13 protein-coding genes are annotated in these 15786 nt (G+C 66.3%); 1 reads left to right on the top strand and 12 read right to left on the bottom strand.

From position 1 onward, the window contains the following. Nucleotide 1: 1 nt before the first annotated feature. From BJL86_RS05135 to BJL86_RS05125, 3 genes are all read right to left on the bottom strand, one after another. Nucleotides 2-520: a DUF6912 family protein gene (locus BJL86_RS05135; RefSeq protein WP_067474830.1), complete on the bottom strand. Its 519-nt coding sequence runs from the start codon at nucleotides 518-520 to the stop codon at nucleotides 2-4. An 86-nt stretch (nucleotides 521-606) separates the two neighbouring features. Further along, nucleotides 607-2067, bottom strand: a complete 1461-nt coding sequence (locus tag BJL86_RS05130; protein WP_067474827.1) for a wax ester/triacylglycerol synthase family O-acyltransferase — start codon at nucleotides 2065-2067, stop codon at nucleotides 607-609. A 10-nt stretch (nucleotides 2068-2077) separates the two neighbouring features. After that, nucleotides 2078-2518, bottom strand: coding sequence for an HAD family hydrolase (locus BJL86_RS05125; protein ID WP_075845151.1), 441 nt, complete (start codon nucleotides 2516-2518; stop codon nucleotides 2078-2080). A gap of 228 nt (nucleotides 2519-2746) precedes the next feature. Between BJL86_RS05125 and BJL86_RS17080 the strand changes: the two genes are divergently transcribed. Beyond that, the gene (locus BJL86_RS17080; protein ID WP_156515317.1) at nucleotides 2747-3340 is read left to right on the top strand and encodes an Rv3235 family protein; all 594 of its coding nucleotides are present in this window, start codon (nucleotides 2747-2749) and stop codon (nucleotides 3338-3340) included. 23 nt (nucleotides 3341-3363) lie between these two features. Here the strand turns inward: BJL86_RS17080 and secA are convergent, their stop codons facing one another. The 9 genes from secA to manA form a co-directional block, all read right to left on the bottom strand. Beyond that, nucleotides 3364-6129, bottom strand: a complete 2766-nt coding sequence (secA, locus tag BJL86_RS05115; protein WP_067474998.1) for a preprotein translocase subunit SecA — start codon at nucleotides 6127-6129, stop codon at nucleotides 3364-3366. A gap of 256 nt (nucleotides 6130-6385) precedes the next feature. Next, the gene (hpf, locus tag BJL86_RS05110) at nucleotides 6386-7135 is read right to left on the bottom strand and encodes a ribosome hibernation-promoting factor, HPF/YfiA family (RefSeq protein ID WP_082908525.1); all 750 of its coding nucleotides are present in this window, start codon (nucleotides 7133-7135) and stop codon (nucleotides 6386-6388) included. A gap of 226 nt (nucleotides 7136-7361) precedes the next feature. Next, nucleotides 7362-8075 (bottom strand): ComF family protein, encoded by a 714-nt coding sequence (locus tag BJL86_RS05105; protein ID WP_075845150.1) that lies wholly within the window; start codon nucleotides 8073-8075, stop codon nucleotides 7362-7364. 4 nt (nucleotides 8076-8079) lie between these two features. Next, nucleotides 8080-9837 (bottom strand): LpqB family beta-propeller domain-containing protein, encoded by a 1758-nt coding sequence (locus BJL86_RS05100; protein ID WP_067474822.1) that lies wholly within the window; start codon nucleotides 9835-9837, stop codon nucleotides 8080-8082. After that, nucleotides 9834-11636, bottom strand: coding sequence for an MtrAB system histidine kinase MtrB (mtrB, locus tag BJL86_RS05095; protein WP_231887215.1), 1803 nt, complete (start codon nucleotides 11634-11636; stop codon nucleotides 9834-9836). Before mtrB ends, BJL86_RS05100 begins: the two co-directional genes overlap by 4 nt. Continuing rightward, nucleotides 11633-12313 carry an MtrAB system response regulator MtrA gene (gene mtrA / locus BJL86_RS05090; protein ID WP_067474816.1) on the bottom strand — a complete coding sequence of 227 codons (681 nt, stop codon included), beginning with the start codon at nucleotides 12311-12313 and terminating at the stop codon, nucleotides 11633-11635. The genes mtrB and mtrA overlap by 4 nt, the downstream gene beginning before the upstream one ends. 48 nt (nucleotides 12314-12361) lie before the next feature. Next, nucleotides 12362-13024 (bottom strand): dTMP kinase, encoded by a 663-nt coding sequence (locus BJL86_RS05085; protein WP_082908523.1) that lies wholly within the window; start codon nucleotides 13022-13024, stop codon nucleotides 12362-12364. A gap of 7 nt (nucleotides 13025-13031) precedes the next feature. After that, a complete protein-coding gene (ahcY, locus tag BJL86_RS05080; protein ID WP_067474813.1) occupies nucleotides 13032-14495 on the bottom strand; it encodes an adenosylhomocysteinase in 1464 nt (487 codons plus the stop codon). Between the two features lie 73 nt (nucleotides 14496-14568). Further along, nucleotides 14569-15786 carry a mannose-6-phosphate isomerase, class I gene (gene manA / locus BJL86_RS05075; RefSeq protein WP_067474810.1) on the bottom strand — a complete coding sequence of 406 codons (1218 nt, stop codon included), beginning with the start codon at nucleotides 15784-15786 and terminating at the stop codon, nucleotides 14569-14571.

Raw genomic sequence — 15786 nt, 5'->3', positions numbered from 1 at the left:
CTCAGCCGAGTTCGACGAGGAACGGCAACTCGACGGGGTCGAACCACGCGAGATCGAGATCGACGGCGTCGCCGACGGTCAGCTCGGCGTCTTCTTCTCCGAGGTCGGCTTCGTCGATCACTTCGACGGCCTTGACGACGGTGTCGGCGTTGCTGTCGAGATCGACGTGGATGGCGCGGAGCACCTTGTTCGCCACGACCGGGGTCTCGAGGCGGACGACGGCGTCGTCGAGATCCGGGCGCAGCGTGACCGCCCGATCGGGGAGATCGACGCTCACGACCACCCGGCGAGCGGGAACTTCGGCGTCATCGGTACCGACGCCCTCGGCCTGCAGCAGGCGCAGGCTCGCCCGGGATGCCTCGGTAAACGCGACGTGTTCGATCTCCTCCTGGTCGCCCTCGGAGAAGGATTCGGTGAGCGTCGGAGTCGCTGCGAACCCGGTGCCGCTGCGCACCGGCATCTCGCCGTCGTCGACAAGGGTGCGGAGCATGGAAAAGGTGGCGGGAATGAATACGCGCACGGTGGCTTCAGGTGTCCTTTTCTTACGTCGATGCTCCGGGCGCGGCCCGGAACGCTTCCTCTCGTGCCAACGTACCGGCGGCTCTATTAATTCGTCTCCGCGCGGCGACCGCGGGAGAGATACGGTTCGGTTTCCTCGAGTTCTTCGATGGACGCGGCGATAAGCTCGCCGATCTCGTCGACATCGGGAACCACGGACCGGTCCGAGGTGAATCCGGCGTACACAGTGCCGTCGTAACTGGTGAGAGCAACGGCAAGCCCCTGTCCTGGAAGGAGCGCGGGCACCGGATACATTTCGAACAGCTCGCCTTCGGCCCAGTACATGCGGTGCTGTGGCCCCGGCGCGTTCGTGACGATCAGGTCATAGCTGCCCTCGGGGACGAGCCTCGCCGCGCGCACGCCGAGAGCGTGCAGGGTGCTCGGGGCGAAGCCGCCAAAACCGGCCATCGCCTGCGCGCCGACGGCATTGGGTGCGCTTGCGAACGCCGCGGTCTCGCGAGCGATCTGGGCCAGGCGCACGCGCGGATTCGTCTCGCCCACCGGCAGGGGCATCACGACCGAGGCCATCTCGGTGTCCTCCACACCGGCGGCATCGAGCAGCTCCTCGCCCAGTGGGGACTCCTCGCCGTCCTCGGTGGATCCTGCCCGCACCGCGAGCGGCACCATCACGTTGAGCACGTCGGAGGTCGCCAGCGGCCGGCCCCACGACTGGATCCATGAGCGCAGCGCGCCGCACAGAACACTGAGCACCACGTCGTTGACGGTGCACTGGTGCCGCCGCGCGATCCCGCGCACCGAGGCGAGAGGGAAGGAGGCGAGGCCGACTCGCGAACCGGTGGCCCGGCGGGTGTGGAAGGTCTCCGCGACGCCGCCGTGGCTGGGGCGGAGCGGCGCGGTTGCCGCGCTCACGATGGACATCGCGGCCTTCTCGGCCCTCTCGATTCCGCCTGCCATACGGCGCAGCGGATCGAGCGGATCGGCCACGAGCGAGGTCAACGCGTCGACGACGAGCACACCGTTACTCGGCGTGCTGGACGGTGTCCATGTCGGCACCTCGATCTCGTCCTTGTTCGCCGGCGTATCTCCGAGCACGATCTGGGTGAGGTCGAGAAAATCGCGTCCGTCGACCAGCGCCTGGTGCGTCTTCGACAGCACGGCGATGCGGCCGTCGGCGAAGCCTTCGATGAGGTAGAGCTCCCACAGCGGGCGGGATGTCTCCAGCGGCCTGTCGATCAGCCGTGCGACGAGTTCCGCGAGCTGGCGGAGCCCGCCGGGCTCGGGCAGCGCGCTGCGCCGTACGTGGAAACTCAGGTCGAAATCCTGGTCATCGACCCACACCGAGCGGCCGAACATCAACGGCACCGAGCGGATCTTCTGGCGGTAGCGAGGCGCAGAGGCCAGCCGGGAATCGACGAACTCCATCAGGGTGTTCATGTCCCAGCCGCGTGGTCGTTCGATCACGGAGATCGAGCAGATAGCGCCGCTTCGAGACAAAGCGGTGTTACTGCCGATCAGCGCAACGTCGGATACCTCAATACGTCTCGCCATGCCGGCCCCTTTAGCGGTTTAGACCAAACAGGCTCCGCAGCTCGACTGCTTGTCGCTCCAGCGCCTGGTAGAACACGCCGATCATACCGATCTGGACAGCCCCATGGACGTTTTCGATCGCATCGTCCACGAGCACGCACTCCTTGGGGCTGAGGCCGAGCTGATCCGCCGCGCCCTCGAACGCCTGCGGGTCCGGCTTTTCCACCCCGGTCTCGCCCGACAGGAACACATTCTCGACGCCGTACCACGCGGCATCGGCCTTCACCCGTTCCGCGCCCGGGCCCTCGGGCTCATTGCTCAACACCGCGAGCTTGACGTCGCTGTCGCGAATCGCGCCCAGCAGCTCCCGCCAGCCCTGTCGATCTTCCTCCGTGCCGTCAAGCACGCCGACGTAGTCCACGATTAGTCCTCGCATGCCCACAACTTTATGCTGCTTTGGTTTAGCCTGCATGCGCCCGGGTCCCCGCCGGGCCACCGCGCCGCGTCGGCGCTCCCCATGCGCCGCCACGCGGAGGCGTTTTCCCAGGCCAATGACCCACCGCGCATGACGTCGGACCTGCAGTGCACCACATGTAGCGACCCCATCCCCCGATCCCCGGGCACTAACATCGGCAGACACAACCGCGAAAACTGCAGCGCCGGTAGCGGCGAGCACATCGGAGGACTCATGCCCGCGCACATGGCACACGCCGCCCCACCCGCGCCCCCGGAAGGAGTCGGGGCGGTCGAGCGGGCTGTCCCCTGCGAACCGGAGTGGGAGGTCGATACGGGCGCAAAGCTGTTCCGCGTCCACCGCGAAGCCGCCCGAGACGGGCCTAGTGGAGCCACGGCCGAGACCGGGACCAACGCCCATCCGTCGGACGCTCGCCCCATAAAACCATCCGGTTCGGCGGAACACGCGTCTGCGCCGAAGACATCTCCTCCCATCTCCCATGTGGATGCCGAACAGGCGGCACGCCGGGTTCTCGTCGCGGTTCTGGAGGTCATCGACGGCCGGCGTTCGCCCGCCACCTTGTCGCCCCTGCTCGCCACTGCTCCGCTGCTGCAGGTGACTCGCCTTGCCAAGGTCAGGCACCGCCCGGCGAACGCCGCCCAGGTACGCACCGTCCATGCCACAGTTTCGAGGTCACAGGCACATACGCAGAAGGCGCACACCTCGTGGATCGAGGTGTGCGCCACATATGCGCGCGGGCGGCGACTGTTCGCAGTCGCCGCCCACATGGAGGCCAGGGATGGCCGGGTCACCTGTACCGCGCTGCGCATGCCGATTTAGCTCAGGCGCAGCGCTCTGTCAGATCAGCGGTTGGCCTTGCGCTTCTTCTTGGACGCCGCCTCGGCGTCGAGAGCGCTCAGTCGCTCGCGGCGAGCCGCACGCTTTTCCTCGCGTTCGGCGGCGCGGCGCTCCGAGCGATTGTTGCCCGAGACGGCCTCGTCGATCTCGGCAGCGTCGCCGGACTCGTTCGGTCCGGTGAACTCCAGCTGCTTGGTGTCGACTCCACCCATTCCGCTCATCGCGAGCGCGGCGGCCTGAGCCGCCGACGGCCCGGTCTGGACCTCCGGCAGCTTCGCGTTGAACACGAAACCGACGGTCTCCTCTCGCAGCCCCTCGAGCATCTGGGTGAACATGTCGAAGCCCTCGCGCTGGTACTCGACGAGAGGATCGCGCTGCGCCATCGCGCGCAGACCGATACCTTCCTTGAGGTAGTCCATCTCGTAGAGGTGCTCTCGCCACTTACGGTCGAGCGTCTGGAGCATGATGTTGCGCTCGAGGTCGCGCATCGACTCGTCGGCGCCTTCGCCGGTCAGGCCGGATGCGGCGATGACCTCCTCCTCGCGGCGGTCGTACGCGGCGTAGACGTCGTCGAGCACGGCCTCGCGGAGATCGCTGGCGCTCAGGTCTCCTGCCGGGCCGTAATCGGATCCGTCGTGCAACTCATTGTAATCGATTCCCACCGGGTAGAGCTTGCCGAGCGCCTCCCAGAGCTTGTCGAGATCCCAGTCCTCGTAGTAGCCCTCGGACGTCGCTCCGGCGACGTACGCCTCGACGACTCGGTAGATGTAGCTCTCGATCTGCAGGTGGATGTCCTCGCCTTCGAGGATCTCGTTGCGCTGCTTGTAGATCTCCTTGCGCTGGGCGTTCATCACCTCGTCGTACTTGAGAACGTTCTTACGCATCTCGAAGTTCTGCGCCTCGACCTGCGACTGCGCGTTCTTCACGGTGCGCGAGACGATCTTCGCGTCAATCGGGACATCGTCGGGCAAGCGCATCCGGTTCATGATGCCCTCGACCGCCGCACCGTTGAAGCGACGAAGGAGTTCGTCGCCGAGCGAGAGGAAGAAGCGGGATACACCCGGATCGCCCTGTCGACCTGAACGGCCGCGAAGCTGGTTGTCGATGCGGCGAGAGTCGTGGCGCTCGGTGCCGAGCACGTAGAGACCGCCGGCCTCGCGAACCTTCTCGCCCTCTTCCTTTGTCAGGCGCTTCATCCGCTCGATCTCTTCGTCCCACGCGGCCTCGTACTCTTCCGGGTTCTCCACCGGATCGAGTCCTCGCTTGCGGAGATTGAGGTCGGCGAGGATATCGGGGTTACCGCCGAGCACGATATCGGTGCCGCGGCCGGCCATGTTCGTCGCCACGGTCACGGCGCCGGGGCGGCCGGCCTGGGCGATGATCTGTGCCTCCGAGGCGTGGTACTTCGCGTTGAGGACGTGGTGATCGATGCCCCGCTTGTTAAGCAGACGAGACAGGTACTCGGAGCGATCGACGCTCGCCGTACCGACGAGCACCGGCTGCTTCTTCTCCACCCGCTCGGCGATCTCCTCGACGACCGCAGCGAACTTCGCCGCCTCGGTCTTGTAGATGAGATCGGACTGATCGTCGCGCTGGACCTCCCGGTTCGTGGGAATCGGGACGACGTCGAGCTTGTAGGTCTGGTGCAGCTCGGCAGCCTCGGTCTCGGCGGTACCGGTCATCCCCGCGAGCTTGTCGTAGAGGCGGAAGTAGTTCTGCAGCGTGATCGTGGCGAGAGTCTGGTTCTCCGCCTTGATCTCGACGCCTTCCTTCGCCTCGATTGCCTGGTGCATGCCCTCGTTGTAGCGGCGCCCGTCGAGCACGCGGCCGGTGAACTCGTCGACGATGACGACCTCGCCCTTGCGGACGATGTAGTCCTTGTCCTTGCTGAACAGCTCCTTGGCCTTGATGGAGTTGTTCAGGTAACTGATCAGCGGCGAGTTCGCGGACTCGTAGAGGTTGTCGATACCGAGCTGGTCCTCGACGAACTCCACGCCCGCCTCGTGGATACCGATGGTGCGCTTCTTCTGGTCCGCTTCGTAGTGCTCATCGAGCTTCATGAGCGGCGCGAGGCGCGCAAATTCCTTGTACCAGCGCGTCGACGTGGCATCGGCGGGTCCCGAGATGATCAACGGGGTACGAGCCTCGTCGATGAGGATCGAATCGACCTCATCGACGATCGCGTAGTTGTGGCCGCGCTGGACGCGCTGGGAAATGCGCATCGCCATGTTGTCGCGCAGGTAGTCGAAGCCGAACTCGTTGTTCGTTCCGTACGTGATATCGCAGTTGTAAGCCTCGCGGCGTTGATCAGGAGACTGCTGAGAGACGATCGCATCGACGGACAGTCCGAGCCACCTGTGCACGCGGCCCATCCACTCCGAGTCACGCTTGGCGAGGTAGTCGTTGACGGTGACGACGTGGACGCCCTTGCCGCCGAGAGCGGTGAGGTACGCGGGGAGCACACAGGTGAGGGTCTTGCCCTCACCGGTCTTCATCTCCGCCACATTGCCCGCGAACAGCGCGATGCCGCCGACGACCTGCACCTTGAAGTGCTTCTGCCCGAGCACGCGGTACGAGGCCTCGCGGGCCACCGCAAACGCCTCGATGAGGAGATCGTCGAGGGACTCGCCCTCTTCCACACGCTTTTTGAACTCGTCGGTCTTGCCCTGGAGCTCGGCGTCGCTCAGCGCTTCCATCTCATCGGACTTCGCGATGACGGCCTCGGCAAGACCCTTATAGGCCTTGAGTTTCCGGCCTTCGCCAACGCGCATGATCTTTTGTAGAACGGCCACAGCTAAATACGTCCCCTGAGGTTTGGTCAATATGTCTCATGTGCCCGCGAGGGCATCCGCCGGTCGGCGACCTGCCTGCCACCTCGAAAAAGAGCGGCATCGTGTCCGCGCGGGAGCACGCCTTCGCCCATCGTAGTCGCCTTATGGGCTGAGCTCCATACCGACGGCGCACACGACAACGGCGCCCGCACCCCTCATACAGGGACGATGCGGACGCCGAAGTTCCCTCGTGTCGTCAGCCGAGGAGCGCGGAATCGTCGCGCTCGTCTGATCCGGGGCTCGTCGTGCCCTCCTCATTCAACGAAATCAACCCGTAGTCGAAGGCCTTGCGCCGGTAAACGACACTCGGAAGACCCGTCTCCACGTCGCGGAACAGGTAGAAATCGTGGCCGACCAGCTCCATCTGGGACAGAGCGTCGTCAACCGACATCGGTTCGCCGCTGTAGGACTTGTTGCGGACCACCTGGCCCGGCCCCTCGTCGTCGTGCTCGTCGGCGGCGTCGCTCGCGGTGTTTTCCTCGATCGCCTCGATCGACGCGGACATTTCCGAAAGCTCGGCGGTCGCCTCTGCCACGGACGTCGGGCGGCGGTGCCCCGAGTGGCTGATCTTCTTCCGCGTCCGCGCCTTACGAATCTGGCGCATCAGTTTGGCCACCGCCGAGTCGAGTGCGTTGTAGAAGGTGTCTTCCGCGGCTTCTGCGCGGGCGACCCCCGACCGCGAACGCACCGTGATCTCCAGTCGCTGCGCGGTATCACCGTGCCGCGGATTCTTTTCGTGCAAGAGAACGACGTCGAATCGAGTGATGGTGTTGGGATTCATCTTCTCGACCGGCGAGAGCTTGTTGTGAATGCGGTCGACGAAATGGTCGGGAACCTCGACATTTCGGCCGCGAATGCGCACCGTGGCCTCGAGTTCCTCGGCACCTTCGACCTCGGGACCATCGAAGGTCCGGGGATCAAGCTCGACTACGGGGGTCTTCGACATAGGAAGCTCCTCCTACTCCGGCCTCGCGGAATGCGGTCGCAGGTCCACGAGGCAACGTGAACTGTCTTGACCAGGAAGGAAACCCCGACCCCGCGGCTAGAGTTAACCGGAAGAGGAAGAACTGTATTCCTTCCCGTAACTCACTTTAACCCTTCTCGACGCGCGGGTGTCGCGGTCGATCGAATTTGCTCGTGCCATGTTTCGCGGGCACCCGATCAGGCCACGATCACGCTGCGCGCAAGGCCACCGCGGAATCGGTTCTCAGCCCGATCCGCGCAAGCGCGCGTACGCATTCGGCCATCGTCGCGCCGGTGGTCACGACGTCGTCGACAACAATCACGTGCCGCGTTCCGTCCCGCATCTGCGCCCACACTTTCGCGGGGTCGTCGCCACCGAGGATCCGCAGCGGCGCGGCGACGATACTTCCGGCGAGATTCTCCGCACGCGCACCGGCCGACAAGCCCGCGGCGTCGCGCACCCTCCCCCGCACCTGCAACGCCTGTGTCATGACGACGGAGCCGGGCGGAAGCGAGGCCGAGAGCACCCGCGTCGTTCGCTCCGTCCAGCGTGCGATGTGGTCGAAGCCGCGACGGCGGATGGCGGACGCGCTCGCGGGCGCGGGCACGAGGGCCAGCGGAGTGTCATGTGGCTCCGGGATCTCGCCGAGGTCGATGAGCTCCCAGAGCAGCTGCGCAGCGCTGTCACCGAGCCCTCGGGATAGCTCGGTGCGTCCCTGTTCCTTGTAGGCGTTGATCACCGCCTGCGAGGCTCCGCCGTACCGACCGCAGGCGAACACCGGAACCGGCACGTCTGCGCGCAGGCGAACGCGTAGGGGCGAGCCGCGCAACTCGGTCCGGCATGCCGCGCACAGCGCCTCGCCGCGAACGCCGCAGCCCGCGCACGTCCTGGGCGCGACGAGGTCCGCGATGGCGCCGAGCATGTCGTTAGCCGCGGACCACCGGGAACGCACGGATACCGGACAGGCCGGGCACCTCGCGCCAGTAGCGTTCGGATTCCTCGACCTGGGTATCTAGCTGCAGAAGCGAGCGTTGGTCGAGCGCGTAAATGCTCTTCCCGGTCGCAGCAACCGCGTCGATGCGGGCGGAGATATTGCGGCCGGACTGAGACTCGGTCATCGCGCCGTCGACGGTGATCCGGGCGACCGGGGCCTCTACGGCGGAGCGCCCCACGAGCACAGATTCCCTGTCGAGCCAGCCCACCGACGTCACCGTGTTCTCCAGCGCCTGCCCGATGCGCAGCGGCGGCCCCAGCTCGGGCGTGCCGCGGTCGCGATAGGAGATGACCGACAGATACGCCTGCCCGTCGGCGACGAAGAACAGCCGTACGCCGGTCGGGTCGAGCGCCATGTCGGTGACATTGCCGTCGATATCGTCGAGCGAGTCCTGCCCGACCTCCCCCGCCGACGAGGGGTCCGTGGCGTTGGACAGGCGCGAGATGCGGCCGCCGGCGCCGAGGAACCACAGCGAGTCGTCGACGTTGCTCCACGTGGGTGAAGTGATGCCGGGGCCGCGAAGAATATCGGCGGGTTCGCCGTCCACGGGGCCGACCTTGAGCACAGCGCCTTCGGCATTGGGGCCGTCGCCGGCGACGAGCGCAAGATCCTCGCCGTTCGGGCTGAGACGGGCGTAGCGGGTGTCGGGGATTTCCGACCACTCACCGCCGAAGCGCTGCGCGGACTGCCCCGTGAGGCGGACGAGTCCGTCGCCGCTGGTGAGCACGTACTCGAGCTGAGGCGAATCCGGATCGGGATCGAAATCGGAGACGTCCTCGGCACGCCAGCCGCCCGCGCGCCGCTCGTCGATGGGCGCGCCATCTCGTTCGAGCCGGTAAGGGCCCGGAATGTCGGCGTCATTAAGCGTCCATACCACCTGCGCCGCGAACTCCTGGATTTCCTCGCTCGACATTGTCGGCAGGCCCTGGAAGTCGACGGTCGTGCCCTCCCCCTCGGCACCCGTTTCCGAGGGCCGCACCGACACCGACGGGCCGAGCCGATTGGTGACGGAATCGGTGAGCGACGGGCGTGGGTCGCCGGCGATCATGTTGAGCAGCGACGGCGCGACCTCGCGACTCGATGCGCTGAGCCAGCGCGGGTCCGGCACGAGCGCGTCGCGATCGGGGTCGAGGAAATAGAGATTGTGCATGGAGTAGTTCGTGTAGAACTCTGTGCGCTCCATGATCACGCCCGGAGGCAGTCCCTCGATGCGCCACTGGTTGTCGACTCGCACGAGCTCGATTTCCGCAGTCACCTCACCCTCGCCGGCGGTGAACACGCCTCCCTCCTCGAGCACTCCGACGCGCTGTGCGCGGAGGGTGTAACTTGCGCGGTCCTCGGTGCGCCGGCCGGCGGCGCTGAGATTGGCGCGCAGCACAACCGTCGCCGATTCGGCGTCGTTCCATTGCTCGTTCGCCTCGGGTGTGAGGAACTGCCGCGCGGCGGCGTGGCGCTGATCAGGGAGGGCCGAAGCCTTGATGAAGTCGCGCACGAGCATGTCCGGTTCCTGGTTCGGCACCGGGGTGGGGACGTCCTCGTTGCTTTCGCGCGGGGCGAACGTGTCGATGACTCGCGGCGTTGACGACGAGGGCAGCGTCACGCAGCCGGTGAGACCGGTGATCGCCGCGACCGCTACTGCCGCGAACGGGAGGACTCGTCGCCTCAGGCGGATGGAACGCTTCGCCGTCATGACTCGTCCTGTCCTTTCTCGGTTCGAGCGGTGCCCTCGTCAGATGATCCGGAGTCGCCGGGCGAGGACTCGCCAAGGACCTCGGGGATCTCGGGCGTCTCGTCTCCCGTGGCTGTGGCTGTGTCTTCGTCCGTTTCCATCCCTGTGGCGTCTCCCTCGGACGGCGCCGCGCCGACGGTCTTGTCGTCCGTCAGTTCGCGCCGCTCCGAGGTCTGCACGAAATCTTGCACGTCGAACGGCGGGAGCGGAAGGGGGCTCTCCCCCAATTCAGCACCCTCGAAACGCGGAAGAGTGAGCCGGAAGAAGGAGCCGTTGCCGGGGTCGCCCCAGCAGTCGAGGGTGCCGCCGTGCAGCTTCGCGTCCTCGAGGGAGATCGCGAGGCCGAGGCCGGTGCCGCCGGAGCGGCGGACGCGGGACGGGTCGGCGCGCCAGAAGCGGTTGAACACGAGCTGCGCCTCACCGGGTTTGAGGCCGACACCGTAGTCGCGCACGCCGAACGCGAGAGTGTCCTCGTTGGCGCCGAGGTACAGCGCGACGGGTTTCTGTTCGGAGTGGTCGATGGCGTTGGCGAGCAGGTTGCGCAGCACCCGCTCCACGCGGCGCGGATCGACGTCGGCGACGACCGGATCGTCGGGCATGTGCGTCTCGATCGACGTGCCCGCCTGGTCGGCGAGGTGATAAACCGTGTCGAGCGCGTCGAAGGCCGGGGACCGCGCGTCGACGTGCGAGGTGTCGAGTTCGGCGACGCCGGCGTCGTGACGGGAGACTTCCAGCAGGTCGGTGAGCAGCGCCTCGAAGCGGTCGAGCTCGGATTCGAGGAGCTCGACGGCGCGCTTGGTCGGGGGCGAGAACTCCTCGGCGTCGTCGGAGATGATGTCGGCGGCCATGCGCACCGTGGTGAGCGGGGTCCGCAGCTCGTGAGAGACATCGGAGGTAAACCGCTTCTGCAGGTTGCCGTACTCCTCGAGGCTATGGATCTGCTGAGAGAGCGATTCGGCCATCGAGTTGAAGGCGTTACCCATGCGGGCCATGTCGTCCTCGCCGCGCACTACCATGCGTTCCTTGAAGTGCCCCTCGGAAAAGCGTGAGGCGATCGACGCCGCCTGCCGCACGGGGAGCACGACCTGCCTCGTCACGATCCACGCGATTGCCGCGGAGAGCAGGATCAGCGCGAGGCCGGCGGTGATGATCGTGTTCTGCATGATGCCAAGGGTCTGCTCCTCGGCGCTGAGCGGGAACACGAGGTAGAGCTGCAGGTTGGGAATCCGCGAGTCGGTGGGCGTTCCGATGATCAGCGCCTTGGTGACCTGGCCGCGAAACGAGACCGTCGCGAACTGGGAGGCGATGCGCCCCTGCTCGACCTGATTCTGCAGCTCCTCCGGGATCTGCGCACCGACCGGGCTGACGACCTGCTCACGCCCGGCGTTACCCGGAGCGACGAGGATCGGGTCGAACGTACCGGCTGACAGGGACTCGTCCCCTCCGGCGAGTCCGCGGTCGCCGAGCGAGTTTCGCGCGGCGTCAAGGCGAGACTGGTCGGGCGAGGCGTCGTCGGTCGCCGCGATCTGCATCTCGACCGTCCCGCGCATCCGGGAGGTCTGGTCGACGGCGGCGGACAGCTTGGATTGCAGCAGCGATTCCGTCATCTGCTGCATCAACATGAACGCGACGACAATGATGACGGTGAATGACAACGCCAACGTCGAGGACACGACGCGGAGCTGCATGGAGCGCCGCCACGCTCGCCGCACCCTGGAGATCACGTGGCGAAGCCACGCCCCCAATGCGGCTACCTTCACTGGACGGGGCCCGCCTTATATCCGACACCGCGCACGGTCTGGATGATCTCGGGGTTTTCCGGGTCCCGCTCGATCTTCGCGCGCAGGCGCTGGACGTGGACGTTGACGAGACGGGTATCGGCGGGATGGCGGTATCCCCACACCTTTTCCAGCAGCACTTCACGGGTGAAGACCTGTCGCGGCTTGCGGGCCAGCTCGACGAGCAACTCGAACTCGAGCGGCGTGAGCGGAATCGCCTCGCCGTCGCGAATCACGGTGTGCGCGGGGACGTCGATCGACACGTCTGCGATGTGCAGCACCTCGGCCGGCTCGTCGTCGCCGCGGCGCAGGCGCGCACGGATGCGGGCGACGAGCTCCTTCGGCTTGAACGGCTTGAGGATGTAGTCGTCGGCACCCGATTCGAGCCCGAGCACCACATCGACCGTGTCGGTCTTCGCGGTGAGCATCACGATCGGCACCCGCGATTCGAGGCGGATGTCCTTACAGATATCGATGCCGCTCTTGCCCGGAAGCATGAGGTCGAGCAGTACAAGGTCGGGGCGGACCTCCTGAAAGGTCTCCACCGCGTAGGTGCCGTCACCCACAACGGTCGGCTCAAAGCCTTCGCCCTTGAGCACAATGGTGAGCATTTCCGCCAGCGCGGCGTCGTCGTCGACAACCAGAATCTTCGGGCTCATGACCTCTACTTTGACAGCTTCGGAATCGTTATTCGGTCTAATAGCATCTTATGCGAGCGCGGCGATGCGGTCGGCAAGCATGGCCGCCGCATCCTCCGGCGGCACGCCGAGTTCCGCGCGCCACCACGGAGCGGTCCATTCCGTTTGGGCAAGTCTCTCATACGCCGCGGCGGTATCGGCCTGCAGCCGTGCATCGGTTTCGTAGGCGTCGAGCTCACGGCTGGCGTCGTCCGCGGCGCGCGCATCGGCCCGCCGCCGAGCCTCGGTGACCGGGGTCGGAAGCAGGATATAGCCGTCCGCCCGCGGGACGCCCATCTCCTCGTGCTCCATCGCTTCAATCCATCCGATGACGTCGGAGAAGCTTCGCTCCCCCAGTCTTGCTGCGGAATAGGCGGCATTGGACGCGACATAGCGGTCGCAGAGCAGCACGTCGACCTCGCCTTTCGCGGCGAGGAGGTCGGGCGTCGCGGCCTGGCGATCGAGCGCGAACAGCAGCGCCATCGCCTCCGGCGAACCGGAAACCGGACCGAGGCGGCCGCGCAGGGCGCCGGCCGCCAGGTCCGCATGGTGGGTGCCGTAGCGGGGGAATGCTCGCCGCGCCGAGCTCAATCCGCGCGCATCCAGCGCGGACTCGAGCGCGGAGACCAGCGTATTCTTGCCGGCTCCGTCGATGCCTTCGATCGCGACGAGAATCCCCACGTCCGACGTCATCCCCTGGCTAGTAGCGGTAGTGCTCGGGCTTGAACGGGCCCTCGACGTCGACGCCGATGTACTCCGCCTGGTCCTTGGCGAGCTTCGTGAGCGTGCCGCCGAGAGCCTCCACGTGCAGACGGGCGACCTTCTCGTCGAGGATCTTCGGCAGGCGGTACACACCGATCGGGTACTGATCGGACTTGGTGAACAGCTCGATCTGCGCGATGACCTGGTCTGCGAAGCTGTTCGACATGACGAACGAGGGGTGGCCGGTGGCGTTGCCCAGGTTGAGCAGGCGCCCCTCGGACAGCACGATGATCGAGCGGCCCGTCGAGGCGAACTCGAACTCGTCGACCTGCGGCTTGATGTTGATCCGGGTGACGTCGTCCGACGCCTCGAGTCCGGCCATGTCGATCTCGTTGTCGAAGTGGCCGATATTGCCCAGGATGGCCTTGTTCTTCATCGCCTTCATGTTCTCGAAGGTGATGATGTCCTTGTTGCCGGTGGCCGTGATGATGATGTCGGCATCGGCGATCGCCTGGTCGACGGTGACGACGTCGAAGCCGTCCATCATCGCCTGCAGCGCGTTGATCGGGTCGACCTCGGTGACCTGCACGCGCGCGCCCTGGCCCGCGAGCGCCTCGGCGCAGCCCTTACCGACGTCGCCGTAGCCACACACGAGGGCCTTCTTGCCGCCGATGAGCGCGTCGGTGCCGCGGTTGATGCCGTCCAGCAGCGAATGGCGGGTGCCGTACTTATTGTCGAACTTGCTCTTGGTGACCGCGTCGTTGACGTTCATCGCAGGGAAGGGCAGCACGCCCTCTTCCTCGAAGTGGTAAAGGCGGTGCACGCCCGTGGTGGTCTCCTCGGTGACGCCCTGAACCGCATCCGCGATCTTCGTGTACTTGTCGGAGGACTGGGCGACGGAGGCGCGCAGCAGCTCGTGAAAGACCTTCTCCTCCGCGGACCACGCCGGATCGGTGTCCGGGACGCCGCCGGCGGCTTCGAACTCCTTGCCCTTGATGACGAGCATCGTGGCATCGCCACCGTCGTCGAGGATCATGTTCGGCTCCGCACCGGGCCAGGTCATGATCTGTTCGGAGCACCACCAGTACTCCTCGAGCGTCTCGCCCTTCCACGCAAATACGGGCACGCCGGCCGGTGCCTCGGGCGTGCCGTTCTTCCCGACGACGACCGCGGCGGCGGCCTCGTCCTGCGTGGAGAAGATATTGCAGGAGGCCCAGCGCACCTCGGCGCCGAGCGCGACGAGTGTTTCTATGAGGACCGCCGTCTGCACGGTCATGTGAATCGATCCCGCGATCCGCGCGCCTGCGAGCGGCTGGGATTCCGCGTACTCCTCGCGCAGCGACATAAGGCCCGGCATCTCGTGCTCGGCCAGGCGGATCTGCTGCCGTCCGGCGTCAGCAAGAGAAAGGTCCTTGACCTTGAACTCGAGATCCCCCACGCGCTCTACCTGCAATTCGCTCATATCCTTCGGTCGTGCCTTTCTGCTTTGACAACTATTGATCCACGCGTCGGGATATCGGCGCGTGCCTAGGCGTTCATGTGCGCGGCAGCTGAGCCACGCGAATCCGGAAGATCTCCGATCCGGCTTTCATATCGAGGCTACCGGCAGAGGCTTCGGCGGCGATCCACGCGCCCGCACCGGCGGCCAGTTCTCCGGCGCGTCCTCGGGTGCACACGATGATCTGCGGCCCGGAGTCGTCCAGCTCGACGCGGCAGTCGGACGAGGCCCGGATCCGGGAGACGTGGAACTCCTCCGCGGCGGTCGGGTATCTCTCGACCTCGAGGGCATCCGCGGGCTCGGCGTTCGGCGGGAATTCCGGGGAAGTCGTCACGACCGGCCGGGCGAGCGGCGAGAAATCGAGCACCCGAAGGAGCTCGGGGACATCGATGTGCTTGCTCGTGAGGCCACCGCGCAGAACATTGTCCGAGTTCGCCATCACCTCGATGCCCATACCGGACAGGTAGGCGTGCAGGCTGCCCTCCCCGAGGTACAGCCCCTCGCCCGGGGTAAGCTCGACGAGGTTGAGAAGCAGCGCCCCGAGCACCCCGGAATCGCCCGGGTACTGCTCGGAGAGTTCGAGGATGCCCTTACACACGCTGAGCATCTCCGCGGGCACCGACCCGTCCGCGAGCATGTGCACGAGCCGCGAGACCACGTCGTCGACAAGTTCCGCCGCCGAACTGCGGGGCAAGGTGATGAAGCTGGTGAAGATGGCGCGCAGCCCCTCGTCGTCCCGCTGGGCATCGAGCATGTCCCTGTAGGGACGCAGCCGCTCGCAACCGATGATGTCGAGAATCCTGATCGTGTCATCGGGGGGCCGGAATCCGGCCAGCGCGCGAAACGGGCTGAGCGCGACGATCAGCTCGGGCTTGTGGTTGCGGTCCCGGTAGTTCCTGTTCGTCGCGTCGACCGCGATGCCTTGCGAACTCTCGCGGTCGTAGCCCTCGGCGGCGATGGCGCGCGAGGGGTGCGCCTGGAGGCTGAGTGCGCGATCCGCGGCAAGCAGCTTGACCATGAACGGGAGGGTGTCCTCGTAGGCCTCCGCGGTGTCGTCGCCGAGCGCGCGGATCGGGTCCGCCGAGATGATCTCGTTGAGGCCGACCCCATCGATCGTGGCCGGGCCGGTCGGGTGGGCACCAAACCAGCGCTCGGCGATCGGGTATTGGGCGGGCGTCGGCTCCCCGGACAGCCGTGGAAGTGCGACGCGGGACCCCCACGCGTATGTCCTCTCGGCCGGCGACAAGATGTCCAT

The organism is Dietzia timorensis, from assembly GCF_001659785.1.
Taxonomy (GTDB): Bacteria; Actinomycetota; Actinomycetes; order Mycobacteriales; family Mycobacteriaceae; genus Dietzia; species Dietzia timorensis.
This window is presented reverse-complemented; position numbering and strand designations above follow the sequence as displayed.